The organism is Kluyvera huaxiensis (assembly GCF_040149365.1).
Taxonomy (GTDB): Bacteria; Pseudomonadota; Gammaproteobacteria; order Enterobacterales; family Enterobacteriaceae; genus Kluyvera; species Kluyvera intermedia_A.
Genome location: NZ_JBEFLV010000030.1, coordinates 22,595 through 37,008 on the forward strand (window position 1 = coordinate 22,595; position 14,414 = coordinate 37,008).

Annotated in this window: 16 protein-coding genes and 1 pseudogene; all 17 read left to right on the top strand. The window is 57.3% G+C overall.

Annotated features, from left to right (window positions below; translation table 11 throughout):
- The first annotated feature begins 27 nt into the window (after nucleotides 1-27).
- Nucleotides 28-1,155, top strand: a complete 1,128-nt coding sequence (locus ABOC97_RS22055; RefSeq protein WP_349601789.1) for an acyl-CoA dehydrogenase family protein — start codon at nucleotides 28-30, stop codon at nucleotides 1,153-1,155.
- 22 nt (nucleotides 1,156-1,177) lie between these two features.
- Entirely contained in the window at nucleotides 1,178-1,537 is a 360-nt protein-coding gene (locus ABOC97_RS22060; RefSeq protein WP_061281168.1) for a hypothetical protein, read from the top strand.
- Nucleotides 1,538-1,545: 8 nt separating this feature from the next.
- Nucleotides 1,546-2,100, top strand: coding sequence for a nuclear transport factor 2 family protein (locus tag ABOC97_RS22065; RefSeq protein WP_349601791.1), 555 nt, complete (start codon nucleotides 1,546-1,548; stop codon nucleotides 2,098-2,100).
- Nucleotides 2,090-3,400: an aromatic ring-hydroxylating oxygenase subunit alpha gene (locus ABOC97_RS22070; protein WP_349601792.1), complete on the top strand. Its 1,311-nt coding sequence runs from the start codon at nucleotides 2,090-2,092 to the stop codon at nucleotides 3,398-3,400. The genes ABOC97_RS22065 and ABOC97_RS22070 overlap by 11 nt, the downstream gene beginning before the upstream one ends.
- Nucleotides 3,401-3,883, top strand: a complete 483-nt coding sequence (locus tag ABOC97_RS22075; RefSeq protein ID WP_349601794.1) for an aromatic-ring-hydroxylating dioxygenase subunit beta — start codon at nucleotides 3,401-3,403, stop codon at nucleotides 3,881-3,883.
- A gap of 10 nt (nucleotides 3,884-3,893) precedes the next feature.
- Entirely contained in the window at nucleotides 3,894-4,628 is a 735-nt protein-coding gene (locus tag ABOC97_RS22080; protein ID WP_349601796.1) for an SDR family NAD(P)-dependent oxidoreductase, read from the top strand.
- A gap of 11 nt (nucleotides 4,629-4,639) precedes the next feature.
- Complete coding sequence (locus ABOC97_RS22085; protein ID WP_349601798.1) at nucleotides 4,640-5,572, top strand: PDR/VanB family oxidoreductase; 933 nt, start codon at nucleotides 4,640-4,642, stop codon at nucleotides 5,570-5,572.
- A 10-nt stretch (nucleotides 5,573-5,582) separates the two neighbouring features.
- Nucleotides 5,583-6,071: a flavin reductase gene (locus tag ABOC97_RS22090; protein WP_313843894.1), complete on the top strand. Its 489-nt coding sequence runs from the start codon at nucleotides 5,583-5,585 to the stop codon at nucleotides 6,069-6,071.
- A gap of 83 nt (nucleotides 6,072-6,154) precedes the next feature.
- Nucleotides 6,155-7,405: an MFS transporter gene (locus ABOC97_RS22095; protein WP_416016891.1), complete on the top strand. Its 1,251-nt coding sequence runs from the start codon at nucleotides 6,155-6,157 to the stop codon at nucleotides 7,403-7,405.
- 26 nt (nucleotides 7,406-7,431) lie between these two features.
- A complete protein-coding gene (locus ABOC97_RS22100; RefSeq protein ID WP_349601802.1) occupies nucleotides 7,432-8,544 on the top strand; it encodes a muconate/chloromuconate family cycloisomerase in 1,113 nt (370 codons plus the stop codon).
- A gap of 11 nt (nucleotides 8,545-8,555) precedes the next feature.
- Entirely contained in the window at nucleotides 8,556-8,834 is a 279-nt protein-coding gene (gene catC, locus ABOC97_RS22105; RefSeq protein WP_234507199.1) for a muconolactone Delta-isomerase, read from the top strand.
- A 39-nt stretch (nucleotides 8,835-8,873) separates the two neighbouring features.
- A complete protein-coding gene (gene catA, locus ABOC97_RS22110; RefSeq protein WP_349601803.1) occupies nucleotides 8,874-9,800 on the top strand; it encodes a catechol 1,2-dioxygenase in 927 nt (308 codons plus the stop codon).
- Nucleotides 9,801-10,229: 429 nt separating this feature from the next.
- Nucleotides 10,230-10,538, top strand: coding sequence for a hypothetical protein (locus tag ABOC97_RS22115; RefSeq protein ID WP_349601805.1), 309 nt, complete (start codon nucleotides 10,230-10,232; stop codon nucleotides 10,536-10,538).
- A 594-nt stretch (nucleotides 10,539-11,132) separates the two neighbouring features.
- The gene (locus tag ABOC97_RS22120) at nucleotides 11,133-11,702 is read left to right on the top strand and encodes a fimbrial protein (protein WP_459253837.1); all 570 of its coding nucleotides are present in this window, start codon (nucleotides 11,133-11,135) and stop codon (nucleotides 11,700-11,702) included.
- A gap of 52 nt (nucleotides 11,703-11,754) precedes the next feature.
- Nucleotides 11,755-12,303 carry a fimbrial protein gene (locus tag ABOC97_RS22125; protein WP_349601807.1) on the top strand — a complete coding sequence of 183 codons (549 nt, stop codon included), beginning with the start codon at nucleotides 11,755-11,757 and terminating at the stop codon, nucleotides 12,301-12,303.
- A 40-nt stretch (nucleotides 12,304-12,343) separates the two neighbouring features.
- On the top strand, nucleotides 12,344-13,051 hold the full coding sequence (locus ABOC97_RS22130; RefSeq protein WP_349601809.1) for a fimbria/pilus periplasmic chaperone: 708 nt from the start codon (nucleotides 12,344-12,346) through the stop codon (nucleotides 13,049-13,051).
- Between the two features lie 25 nt (nucleotides 13,052-13,076).
- A pseudogene (locus ABOC97_RS22135) lies at nucleotides 13,077-14,339 on the top strand (fimbria/pilus outer membrane usher protein); the annotation flags it as partial.
- Nucleotides 14,340-14,414 lie beyond the last annotated feature (75 nt).

Below are 14,414 nucleotides of genomic sequence, written 5' to 3' on the forward strand. Positions count from 1 at the left end.
TGCCGCAACTACTAACCGGAGAACGCTATGTCTGCCGTCCACGTCCGTGAAGCGCTAGAGCCGCTGTTGAGCGAAGTTGCGACTCGTAGCCAGGATTTTGAGCATCAACGTCATATTTCTGACGACATCATCAGCCGTTTCAAACAGGTGGGCGTTTATCGCGCGCTGGTACCGAAAATTTACGGCGGCGATGAATGTTCCCCGGCACAGTTCTGCGAGCTGATTGAGCAGATTGCCACTGCGGACGGTTCCGCGGGCTGGGTCGCGAGTTTCGGCATGAGCCCGTTTTATCTCGGCGCGCTGCCGGTGGACACCTTAAAAGAACTCTACCGCGACGGCCCGGACGTGGTCTTCGCCGGCGGTATTTTCCCCACGCAAAAGGCGCGTCAGGCCGATGGCGGCTACCGGGTCAGCGGCCGCTGGAGCTTTGCTAGCGGCAGTATGGGCGCTTCGGTGTTAGGCGTCGGTATTCTGCCGGATGGCGAACAGCCGCTGCCGCGAATGGCGGTATTGCCGCGTGCCAGCGTGCAGATTGACCCGGTGTGGAACACCGTCGGTTTGGCCGGTACCGGCAGCCACGATCTGCTGGTGGACGATGTGTTTGTACCGCAGGAATGGACCTTCATTCGCGGCGGTGCGCTGAATCTCGACGGCCCGCTGTACCGCTATCCGGTGCTGTCGCTGGCGACTCAGGTGCTGTCGGTGGTGGCGCTCGGCGTGGCCCGCGCGGCGCTCAACGAAATTTACGCCATTGCCCATCGCCAGCAGTCGGTGACCGGCGCGCCGCGTCTGGCCGAGCGCCCGCAGGCGCAGATGCAAATTGCCCGCTGCGAGGCGGACTTACGTTCCGCCCGCGCCTGGTTCTACGACGCTATCGACGATGTCTGGCAACAGCTGCTGTCCGGCGATGACGCCAGCTGCGAGCAGATTAACGCGCTGCGTCTTTCGTCGACTCACGTGACGCGCGTGGCCGCCGATGTGGCGCGTCAGGCGCTGGCGTTAAACGGCATGGGCGGCGTCACCATGACCAGTCCGCTGCAGCGCTACGTGCGCGACACCATGGTCATTACCCAACACGCCTTTATGGGCGATCTCTCATATCTCAACGCAGGCACCGTCTTCTTCGGTGGCAAGCCGCAGCCCGGCTACCTGTGATTTTTAACTTAAGGAGCATCAGATGAGCCAGACCACAACCTTACGCGTACTGTTTTGCATCGGCGTGAACCAGAACTTTTTCGATGCCAGCGCGGCGGAAGCCAAGCAGGTATGGGCCGCCTTCGGCGTGATGATGAAAGGCATTGATGAAACGCCGGGGATCACCGTTATCGGCAATATGGACGATGACCAGTTGATGGTTGGCCCATCTACCACCGCTCCGTGGACCACCTACGTGCTGGCCGACGCTCAGGCGCTGGAGAACGTCGCCGCCGTCTGCAACCTGTTCCGCACCACGCCGGTCGGCGACGGCGGTAGCAAGCTGTGGAAGTACTGCAAAATCGAGGCCCGCGTTGGCCGCGAACTGATTATTCAGAACTAACGGAGTCGATGATGACCTCTCAGGATGCGCAGCGCTTACAGCAGCTCGAAGATCAGCAGGCCGCTCGCGTGTGCATAAGCCAGTACATGCACCTGTGCGACCGGCTCGACGACAGCGACACCGTACGCGCCATCGGCGCACTGTTCACCAATGATGCCTGCTGGGAAGGGGTTGGCGAACCTTACGCTACGCGTCTGGGACGTCATTCAGGGCGCGAGGCCATTGTCGCCATGATGGCCGGGTATGTGCGAAAACCGGCCCACTTTGCCATGAACGCGCATTTTCTCTGTTCCGAGGCGCTCAGCGCAGTGACCGACGGCGAGCTGCACGGCCGCTGGCTGATGCTGCAAACCTCGGCGTTTAGCGCCGGCGGCGCGCACCTCAACGCCGCTGAAATCAACGTTAGCTTTCGGCGCGAAGCGGGAGAGATGGTGATGCACCATTTCACTACCCGCAACCTGTTTAGCCGACCCGTAAGCCACTGGCACGCCGAGGACACGCTCCCGGTGCCGGAAAACCATCAGACCGTCGAAGACGTGCAGGAGAATGGACATGCAGTGTGACCACATCATTAATGTGAAAAATATCGATACCACGATGCCCACCGCGCCGAGCCGCGAAGAGATTGCATCGCTGGTGCAGCACGACCGTGTGCATACCTCGCTGTACACCTCCGAAGAGCTGTTCGCACTGGAGCTGGACAGAGTTTTCGGCAAAACCTGGGTGTGGGTGGCGCATGCCAGCGAAATCCCCGACACCGGCAGCTTTAAAACCACCGAGATCGGCACTCAGCCGGTTATCGTAGTGCGCGATCGTAAAGGCACCGTCCATACGCTGCTGAACCGCTGCCGCCACCGCGCGGCCACCGTGTGTGAACACCGCAGCGGCAAAACTAACAGCTTTGTCTGCCCTTACCACGGCTGGGGCTACGCGCTGGACGGCAGCCTGCGCGGCGTGCCGCACCCGGAAAGCTATGCCGACCAGCTGGAAAAAGGCGAGCTGGGGCTGGTATCACTGCGCACCGAACAGTACGCGGGAATGATCTTCGCTACCTTTAACGACCACATTGAGCCGCTGGAAGATTTCCTCGGCGCGGCGAAAAAGTGGATGGATCTGTTTATGAAGCAGGGCGCGGGCTACCCGATTAAAACCGGCCCAGCGCACCGTTTCCGCTTCCCGGGCAACTGGAAAATCCAGCTCGAGAACACCACCGACGGCTACCACTTCCCGGTGGTGCACCGCTCGTTCTTAAGCTCGGTCGATAAGCAAACCGAAGAGATGCTCAACTTTGTCGACGGCAGCGGTTATGTCGAAGATCTCGGCAACGGGCACAGCGTGATGGTGATGATCCCGGAACTGGTGGATCTGGAAGCCAACCTCGATGCGCCGATCCCGGAACGTTTTACCGAGTTGGCCGATGCCCTGCGCGCCGACCACGATGAAGACCAGGTGCGCCGTATCGTGCGCGCGGTCGGCGGTTCCGGCTTCAACCTCAATATCTTCCCCAACATCGCCTGCTCGATGGCGTTCTTCCGCGTCCTGCAGCCGCTGTCGGTCAATGAAACCGAAATTCACCATGCGGTGATCACCATGGACGGCGGCCCGGAAATCGCTAACCAGGCGCGCCTGCGTCTGCACGAGCATTTCCAGGGGCCGATGGGCTTCGGCACGCCGGATGACTCGGAAGCGTGGGAACGCGTTCAGCGCGGCGCCACCGCCGGGGACGATCTGTGGATCATGCTCAACCGCGGCCTGGCGGGCGAATACCGCACCGATGACGGTCTGCGCAGCGACGTGAGTGCCGAGACCGGGATGCGCGCCGCGTATCAGCAGTGGAAAAAACTGATGACGGAGATGGAATAAATGATGACCGCTGAATCTGTACTGTTTAAGGCCATCGCGGTGATTAACCTCGAAGGCGATCTCCTCGATCAGGGCGAATTTAACGCCTGGCTGGATCTGTGGCAGCACGACGGCCTGTACGTGGTGCCAATTGATCCGCAGGAGACCGATTTTAAAAACACCCTTAACTACGCCTGCGATGACCACGAAATGCGCGCCAAGCGTGTGAAGCGCCTGTACAGCGGTGAGTCTATCTCGACCACTCCGCGCGCCAGAACGCTGCGTACGCTGTCGCGTTTTCGCCTGCTGGAGGCCAGCGACAGCGAAGTGGTAGTGCGCGGCGCCCAGTCGCTGTGGGAACACCGCAAAGGCCATAGCCGCCACTATGCCGCCGATATCACCTGGCACCTGCAGCTGCAGGCCGACGGCTGGCGGATAAGCCAGAAAGTGATCCGCCTGGTCAACAGCGACGATGTGCTGCACAGCATCGGTTACATCCTATAAGGAGTCGTTTATGACGCAAACCGTATTAGTCACCGGCGCGGCCAGCGGGTTGGGCAACGTTATCGCCCGCCATCTGCTGACGCAGGGGTATCAGGTGGTGTTGACCGACGTTGATGCCGCCCGCGCCGAAGCCGCCGCCGCTGAGCTGGACAGCCACAACGTGCTGGCGCTGGGGCTGGATATTCGCCAGCCGCACGATTTTGACGCCGCGCTTAACGCCAGCGTGGCGCGTTTTGGCAGCCTGCACGTGCTGGTCAATAACGCCGCGCTGACACTGGCGACGCCGGTGATGGACATTGGCGTTGATGAGTTTGATCGGGTGATCTCCACCAATCTGCGCGGCACCTTTGTCGGCTGCCAGACGATGGGGCGCTATTTTGCCAGCCGCGGCTACGGCCGAATCATCAACCTAGCCTCGCTGGCGGGGCAAAACGGCGGCACCGCTTCCGGGGCGCACTATGCGGCGTCGAAAGGCGGGATCCTGACGCTGACCAAAGTCTTTGCCCGTGAGTTGGCCAAATCCGGCGTCACCGTTAACGCCATCGCGCCGGGACCGATGGACCTGCCGACCGTTCACGCGCTGGTGCCGGAAGAGAAAATGGCGGGGCTGCTACAGATGATCCCGGTAGGCGCGCTCGGCGAGGCGGAATTTGTCGCTCATGCCGTGGCGCTGCTGGCCTCTCAACACGCGTCGTTTGTCACCGGGGCAACCTGGGACATCAACGGCGGGCTGTTCATGCGCTAAAGGAGAAGTTGATGCTGACATTACAGGTAGTCCGCCGCGAACTGCGCGGCGAGGTGGTGCTGCTGACGCTGGCTCATGCCGACGGACGGGCGCTGCCCGAATTTACCGCCGGGGCGCATATCGACCTGCACTTGAGCGACGATCTGCTGCGCCCGTATTCGCTGTGCAGCAGCCCGCAGGAGCGGCATTTCTATCAGCTCGGCGTGCTCAAAGACAGCCAATCGCAGGGCGGTTCACTGGCGGTGCATGCGCTGCGCGAGGGAGACGAGATTGCGGTCAGCGAACCGCGCAATCTGTTCGCGCTTGACGATCGTGCCCGGCATAGCCTGCTGATTGGCGGAGGGATTGGCATTACCCCGATGCTGGCGATGGCGGCGGAATTGCTGGCTGCCGGGCGCACGTTCAGCCTGCATTACTGCGCCAAAACGCGGGAGCAGGCGGCGTTTCTCCCGCAGCTGGAAGCCTCGACTTATGCGTCGCAGGTGCATTTGCACTGTAGCGATGAGCAGCGCATTAACCTCGACGCGGTGCTGTGCGACGTGCCGGAAGGAACGCATGTCTATGTCTGCGGCCCGGCGCGGTTAATGGATGCCGTTAATGAACGCGCGCTCGCGCAGGGCTACGGCCCGGATCTAATTCACCAGGAGTGCTTTAGCGCAGAGGTGGAAACCGGCGGTCAGCCGTTTGAAGTGGTGGCGGCGGCCAGCGGCATTACCGTGCAGGTTGCCGCCAACCAGACCATCGTCGAGGCGCTGGCGCTGGCGGGGCTGAAGGTCTGCGTCTCCTGCAAGCAGGGGATCTGCGGCAGCTGCCTGACCGACGTGCTGGAAGGCGAACCGGATCACCGTGACCACTATCTGACCGACGACGAGAAGGCCGATGGCGATCAGATCCTGCTGTGTTGTTCCCGGGCGAAAAGCGCCCGTCTGATTATCGATCTTTGAGGATCTTCTAATGACTCTGCAAATCGAATTTCGTAACGCCATGGCGCAGTTGGGCAGCGCGGTGTCGGTTATTACCACCGACGGCCCGGCGGGTAAATTTGGCTTTACCGCCTCCGCCGTCTGTAGCGTGACCGACCAGCCGCCAACCCTGTTGGTGTGTATGAACCGTAACTCTTTTGCGCATGCGCACTTCAAGCAAAACGGCACGCTGTGCGTCAACGTGCTCTCCAGCGATCACCAGGCGCTGTCCGGCGTATTTGCCAACGCCAGTCTGCGTTCGGAAGAACGGTTTTGCCACGACAGCTGGCAGGTGATGGCCAGCGGCGCGCCGGTACTGAGCTCGGCGGTGGCGAGCTTCGACTGCCTGATTGATGACTGCCACGAAGTGGGCAGCCATTCGGTCTTCTACTGCCGGGTGCAGGCGATTCGCAGCAGCGAGCAGCCGCGCGGGCTGGTCTATTTCAACCGTCGCTATCACGCCGTCGGGCACGAAGCATAACCGTTAAAGAGGGATGCCGGATGAGTAATGTCGTTTCTGAAACCGTAGTCACGCCCGCCGAAACCCGCCACGATGCGCAGCAAATGCGTAAGCTGGTGGTGGCCTCGGTGCTGGGCAATGCGCTGGAGTGGTATGACTTTTTCCTCTACGGCACCGCGGCGGCGCTGGTATTTGGCCCGCTGTTCTTCCCGGTGGGCGGTGACCCACTGCAAGGCACGCTGCTGGCGTTTTCCGGCTTTGCGGTCGGCTTCCTGGCGCGGCCGCTGGGCGGTATCGTTTTCGGTCATATTGGCGATCGCTATAGCCGCAAGATGACGCTCATCATGACCCTGACGTTGATGGGGGCAACCACCTTTGTGATTGGCCTGCTGCCGACCTACGCGCAAATTGGTCTGTGGGCGCCGCTGGCGCTGATCTCTTTACGTTTTTTACAGGGCGTGGCCTCCGGCGGCGAGTGGGGCGGCGGGGTGTTAATGCTCAGTGAAAATGCCCCTGAGCAAAAGCGCGGGTTCTACACCGCGTGGAGCCAGATGGGGGTATCCGGCGGTTTTGTGCTGTCGGCGTTTGCTTTCTATCTGGTGCAGCAACTGCCGGAAAGCGACTTTATGAGTTGGGGCTGGCGCGTACCGTTCGTGCTAAGCATCGTCATCTTCCTGGTGGGCGTCTATATCCGCAAAAACATTCGCGAGAGTAAAGCCTTTACCCAGGCCAAACCTGAAGACAAGCACGAGAAGATCCCGCTGCTGATCCTGATACGCGATCATCGTAAAGCGCTGCTACAGGCCATTGCGCTGCGCCTGCCGGAAAACGGCGCGTCCTATATCTTCTTCACCTTCTCGGTGGTGTACGCCAAACACATCGGCATTGGCACCGGGGAGATAATCAGCGCCGTCACCCTCGCCATGCTGGTTGAGTTTTTCTCGATTCTATTCTGGGGCGCGTTGTCCGATCGCATTGGCCTAAAACCGGTGTACTACATCGGCGTGATTGGCCTGCTGGTGATGGCGTTCCCGTTCTTCTGGCTGCTGTCTACCGGCAGCTACGGCTACATTTTGCTGGCGATGTTCCTCGGCCTGCCGGTATGCCACGGCGCGATGATCGGCACCCAGCCATGCATCATGAGCGATCTCTTCCCGGTCCGCGTGCGTTATTCCGGCCTCGCGCTGGGGCATGAAGTTGGTTCGATCTTCTCCGGCGGACTTGGGCCGATGCTGGCGGTGGCGCTGCTGATGGCCTTCGACGCTTCGTGGCCGGTTTCGCTGCTGCTTATCGCCTACGCGCTGCTGGCGTGGATCGCGCTGCGCAGCCTGCCGCCGGGCAAAACAACACCCTGATTCCTTTTTCTTTGCAGGAGCAACCGATGTTAACGATTGAATCACTGGCCTGCTGGCTGGTGGATATTCCTACCGTCCGCCCGCACAAGCTGTCGATGGCGACGATGGGCTGCCAGACCCTGATGATTGTGCGCATGCAGTGCGCCGACGGGGTGGTCGGCTGGGGCGAGGGGACGACAATTGGCGGCCTGAGCTACGGCGCAGAAAGCCCGGAAGCGATGAAGCTGGCGATTGAAACCTATCTGTCACCGCTGCTGTGCGGGCAGACCTTTAGCGGCGTGGCGGCGCTTGCCGAAACGATGAATGCCAGCGTGAAGGGCAATACCTTTGCCAAGTCGGCGCTGGAAACCGCCTTCCTCGACGCGCAAGGCAAAGCGCTGGGCGTGCCGGTCAGCGCGCTGCTCGGCGGTGCGCTTAGCGAGCGTCTGCCGGTGCTGTGGACGCTGGCCAGCGGTGACACCGCGAAAGATATCGACGAGGGAAAGCGGCTGCTGGCGGAAGGGCGGCACGACACCTTCAAGCTGAAAATCGGTGCCCGCGATTTGGCGACCGATGTTCGCCACGCGCTGGCAATCAAAGCCGCGTTGGGAGATGAGGTCAGCATCCGCGTTGACGTCAATCAGGCGTGGGATTTCACCACCGCCGTGAAAGGTATGAGCCAGCTGCAGGATGGCGGTATCGCTTTGGTTGAGCAGCCGATCCCGCTGTGGGACCGGCCGGGGCTTATCGCGCTGAGCCAGCGTTTCACGCTGCCGATTCTGGCCGATGAAGCAGTGGCTACCAGCCACGACGGCTACGCGCTGGCCAATGGCGGGTTTACCGGCGCCTATGCGCTGAAGATTGCCAAAGCCGGTGGCCCGGCGCAGGCGCTGAAGCTGGCGCACGTGGCGCAGGCCGCAGGCGTGGCGCTGTACGGTGGCACCATGCTGGAAGGCACGCTGGGAACGGTGGCCTCGCTGCATGCCTGGTCGACCCTGAAAATGCAGTGGGGCACCGAGATGTTCGGGCCGCTGCTGCTCAAAGACGACATCGTAGTGACGCCGCTCACCTTCGGCCAGGGGCAGGTCACGCTGCCGCAGGGGCCGGGGCTGGGCGTGGAAATCGATGACGATAAATTGCGTTTCTACGCCCGAAAATAGAGGACATCCGCATGCTGTTTAAAGTTGAAATGACCGTCAATATTCCGGCGTCTATGCCCAAAGACCAGGCCGATGCCATCAAAGCCGAAGAGAAAGCCTACTCGCAGCGCCTGCAGCGCGAAGGCAAGTGGCTGCATATCTGGCGCGTCGCCGGGCTTTACGCCAACGTCAGCATCTTTGACGTCGCCGACAACCAGGAGCTGCACGATATTTTGACCGGGCTACCGCTGTATCCCTTTATGGCGATTTCGGTGCAGCCGCTGTGCCGACATCCCTCCGCCGTGAACTAACAACAACAAACCTTACCCTACAAAAAAGAGGAATACGCAATGTCAGTGAATCCTGCAAAACAGACCGAACTGGAATCGTTGCTGGCGATCAGCAGCGGCTTAAACTCAGAACAGGGCAACGAACGTTTCAAGGCCATCATGCATCAGGTGTTGAGCGACCTGTGCCAGACCATCAAGAAGTTCGATATCAGCGATGAAGAGTTCTGGCTGGCGGTGAACTATTTAAACGAGCTGGGCGAGCGTAAAGAGTCCGCGCTGTTGGCCGCGGGCCTGGGGCTTGAGCACTATCTGGATATGCGTGCCGATGAAAAAGAAGCCGCAACCGGCCAGGATGTCGGCACGCCGCGTACCATCGAAGGGCCGCTGTATGTGGCGGGCGCACCGCTTAGCAAACAGTACGCGCGAATGGATGACGGCAGCGAACCGGGTGAACCGATGTGGCTGCACGGTCAGGTGCGCGATTTAGACGGCAACCCGGTCGCCGGGGCGATTGTCGATATCTGGCATGCGAATACCCTCGGCGGTTACTCGTTCTTCGATCAATCGCAGAGCGAATATCACCTGCGCCGCCGTATTGAAACCGGTGCCGATGGCCGTTACGCGGTGCGCAGTATTGTACCGTGCGGCTACGGTTGCCCGCCGGATGGTCCAACCCAGAAGCTGCTGACCCAGTTAGGCCGTCACGGTAACCGTCCGGCACACGTGCATTTCTTCGTCTCTGCGCCGGGTTATAAGCACCTGACCACACAGATTAACCTCAACGGCGATGCCTATCTGTGGGACGATTTTGCGTTTGCCACCCGCGAAGAGCTGATTGCCGATCCGGTGAAAATCACCGACGACCAGCTGTCGCAGGAGCGCAAGATTAACCAACCGCATACCGAAGTGAGCTTTGACTTTACGCTGGTGGACTCGGCTCAAACTACTGACGAGAGCCGGATTAAGCGCGCGCGCGTGATGGAGTAAATGACGGCCCAGGGTGAGGCAATATCTCGCCCTGGGATTGTTCTTATGGCAGCGTTCACACCTTGCCGCTGCCGTCTAATAGCATTACAGACTGGGATCTTCAGGCGGTGAAATATCAGTAATGTGACATTTGCTGGTGATATTTTCGCCATTTTAATCTTCTCTTACGTCCTCGCCAACATCAGCGTTCAGGTCAATTATTCGCCATTTTTTTATCGATGAGTTCATTCTTAACCGCTAATAGTGTTGGTAATCATAAGTAACGTCGATGAATACGAAGAATGACGGATATCCGGGAAGGGCGCAGAGCGGTATAGTCAATTCAATATCAGTTTATTTTAGCTGTAAATATGTAAATAGCGTTGATGTAAAAGGATCATTGGCGGTGTTGCCGATATTAACAATACTCACAGGATGTGGGGTCAGAATATGAAAACAGTAGGTATGATTTGTCTCGCAGTCATGGGCCTGGCGTTTGCCACGGTGGCGCAGGCGCAAAACGGAGCAAGCTCCGGGAAAATTCGCTTTATCGGCCAGGTAGTGGAAGGGGGCTGTGGGGTTGCGCTCCAGCGCTCACAGGCACAGATTTCCTGCTACCATAATGGCGTCAACCATATCCAGCATGTCGCCATTCAACCAACCGGCAGTGTCTCTGCAATGCCGGGCATCGCGACCGTCACTCAACGTTCATTGAACGGCCATCCTGAGTTACAGGAATTGACGATCACCTATCTGTGAATGTTTTGCCTTCCTCATCCCCAGAGGAAGGCTGACTTTGACACACATTTTCGACCTTTTCCCTTTGCACTAAATAAGAACATTTATTTAATGAATCAGTAACGAAAAAGGTAAGAATTACCGGACCTAAAAGAAATATCCTGAAATACCTACCATTCTTAATACTTTAAATCCTATACGTTTCTTTGTCTCGATAAAATATATATCAAAGAGAATGGTATAGGCATTTTACGCGCCTGACAAATAACACCTTAGTGGTATTTAACCATAAAAATTAACATTTCAATTAACGGCATAATCCTTATAAAACAATCACCTGATGTTGTTTGTGCTAAGGGGTACTTGTCAATTAAAAAGCACACTGTCCAGTATCGGATAAAAACGGCGTTGTAAAAGATTAATCATATTGTAGATAATCAGCGGCGTCGGGTCAGGATGATCCGATGACAAAATATTATTTATAGCGAGTACTGTGGGCAACGCGGTTTAAATTCTAATGACTTCACATACTATTTATTTAATTAAATGGGAACGTTCCCTTTTTGTCTTAAAAATCAGGGAAATATTCGTTTTGACTATTCAAGGGCAATGAGCATGAAAAATTTTACGATTAAAGGACTGACGCTGGCATTAATGATGGTTGGCGGCTCTGCAATGGCCGCTGGCATCAGTGGTGGAACCGGGCCCGTCACGGTAACCGGTGGCTCCGTTCATTTTACCGGCTCTGTGGTTAACGCAGCCTGTGCCGTAGCGGAAGACTCAATCAACCAAACGGTCAATATGGGGCAGGTTCGTCTGGCGGCATTTGGCGATACTCCGACTGAGGGCAATGTGGCTAACCAGAAAGTGCCGTTCAGCATCAAGCTGACCGACTGCGATACCAACGTTTCGACTCAGGCATCCGTGACCTTTAACGGCCCGGCCGCTTCCGGTAACGCGAGCGTACTGGATAACACGGCAGGTGCCGGCGGTGCGCAGGGTGTCGGCGTGCAGCTCTATGATACCGACGGTACCGCGCTGGACCTGGGGAAAGAGTCGAAAGCTGCCACCCTTATCGATGGCAACAACACCATGGCGTTTACGGCGGACTATATCGCGACATCCGGCACGCTGAGTGCTGGTGACGTAGACGCGACGGCGACTTTTAACGTCACCTACCAGTAACCCTTCAGGAAATAAGATGCCACGGACGGCGCTTTCGCTAACGGGAGTTGGGATGAATATTTCTCTGTCGGGTCAGGCGGTTGTGCTGTTTGCTTTTTTGCCTCTACTGGCGTGGGCCGGGAATCATCATGTTGTCACCGTGCCCGGCGGCGATGTGCATTTCTCGGGTGCGGTTGTTGAAGCTGCCTGCGTGGTCGATACCGACAGCGAGGCGCAAACCGTAGAGATGGGGCAAGTTCGCTCCAGCACGTTTACCAGCGTCGGTTCCTGGGGCGATCCGCAGCCTTTCACTATCGTGCTGAAAGACTGTGATATCAACATCAGCCAGCGGGTTGGTGTGGCTTTTAACGGCGTAACCGATGTGAAAGATCCGTCGGTATTAGCCGTCACCGGCGGCGCGGGCAGCGCCAAAAATATTGGGGTTGGCATTTTTGATAGTGTCGGCAATTTGCTGATTCCGAATACGTCACCGCAGCATTTTACCTCGTTAAATAACGACACCACGGTCTTGAGTTTTATCGCTAAATATCGGGCGACGGCGGCAAATATTTCTCCGGGTGAAGCGGATGCTCAGACCTGGTTCACGCTGACTTACATATAATTTTTCGCCGCAGCAGGCGTTTTCTATTTAAAGGCTCATTATGTCCATTATTACTCGTACCTGTTCTGCGCTGTCGATAATCAGCCTGTCGCTAGCCTCAATGATGACTCATGCTGCGGAATACGGTGGCATTGCCCTGGGCGCAACGCGGATTGTTTACCCTCAGGGCAGTGAACAGATTTCGCTGTCGGTCAATAATACCGACAGCAAAGGGGTCTTTTTAGTTCAGTCGTGGGTCGAGAACTCTGACAGTAAAAAAAGCAGTGATTTTGTCGTCACTCCACCGCTATTTGTGATTAAACCAGAAAAAGAAAATACGCTGCGGGTGATGTATATCGGGCCGCGCGAATCATTGCCAAAAGACCGGGAAAGCCTGTATTGGATGAATGTCAAAGCGATTCCTGCTGCGAATAAAGATGCCGCGACTAAGAACACCTTACAAATTGCGGTTCTCAACCGAATTAAACTTTTTATTCGGCCGCAAGGTCTGGCGATGAGCGTGGCCGAGGCGCCGGAGAAGTTGCGCTTTCACAAGGACGGGAAGCAGCTGACGATAAAAAACCCGTCGCCGTATTACATCACGTTAGTCCATTTCAATGAGGGGACAGCTGAATTGCCGGCGACGATGGTGCCGCCGCTGGGCCAAAGTACGGTTGTGGTGCCTGAGAGTGCTCGGGGGCAAATCACCTTCCAGACGGTGAATGATTATGGCGCGAATACGCCGAAGCAAAATGCAGTAATCGAATAACCCGCGGAATTGGGTCGGCAAAATAATGACAATTCGTATTTGCTATGTAGCCCGGGCCATTGCCCAGGTTTTACTGTGCCGTAGACACGGCTACAGATATATTTTGCCGGCGGCGTTGGGCTTTATTTCGTATACCGCCTGTGCGGATAATTACTTTAATCCCGCGTTTCTCTCCGGTGACAGTTCGGCGGTTGCCGATCTCTCGCAGTTTGAAAATAGCGATGGGCAGGCTGCGGGAAAATACCGGGTTGATGTTTATATCAACCAGCAGTTTGTCGCCAGTGAAGATGTTGATTTTCAGGCTGACAAGAAAAGCCAGGACGATACTGGGTTAGCGCCGTGCTTTACGCTGAAGCGGCTGCAGGCGATGGGGCTAAATGCTAACGCTTTTCCTGCGCTAAAGTCCCTCCCTGCGGATCAGTGCGTGCCGTTCGCGGCTATTCCCGATGCGGGTACGCGTTTCGACTTCGCCCATCTGAGACTGGATATCAGCATTCCGCAGGCCGGGATGATGCAGAGTGCGCGTGGCTATATTCCGCCGGAGCAATGGGATCAGGGGATTAATGCCATGACCCTGAATTACGATTTTTCCGGCAGCAACAGCGGCGGCGTCAGCAATGAAGACAGTTATTACCTCAATCTACAAAGTGGGCTGAATCTGGGGGCCTGGCGTTTGCGGGATTATTCCACCTGGAACTACAGCCAGGGTGAAGGCAGCTCGCAGAACCAATGGGAGCACATCAGCACCTATGTCGAAAGAACGCTGATCCCATTAAAAGCGGAGATGACGCTGGGTGAGAGCTATACGCCAGCGGATGTTTTTGATTCCCTGAGCTTTCGCGGCGCACAGATAGTCTCTGACGATAATATGCTGCCCGACAGCCTCAAGGGGTTTGCGCCCACGGTACGCGGGATAGCCCGCAGTAACGCCAGAGTGACGATTAAGCAAAATGGCTACGTCATTTATCAGACCTACGTCTCCCCGGGCGCATTTACTATTACTGACCTCTATCCAACCTCATCGAGCGGCGATCTGCTGGTGACGGTGAAGGAGACAGACGGCAGTGAAAATAGCTATTCGGTACCGTACTCGGCGGTGCCTTTGCTGCAACGCGAGGGCCATCTTAAATATGCGCTTACCGCCGGGAAGTACCGCAGCAGTAACGATCAGCAAGAAGACGTCGATTTCGCGCAAGGCACCTTAATCTGGGGACTGCCAAAAGGCGTTACCGCCTATGGCGGCAGCCAGGCATCGGCGGATTATCGGGCGGGTAATGCTGCCAACTTACTGATTTAGTGTATGATGGTGATTTTAAGGTGCTTGCGTGGCTTCCATTTCCATCAGATGTCCTTCCTGCTCCAC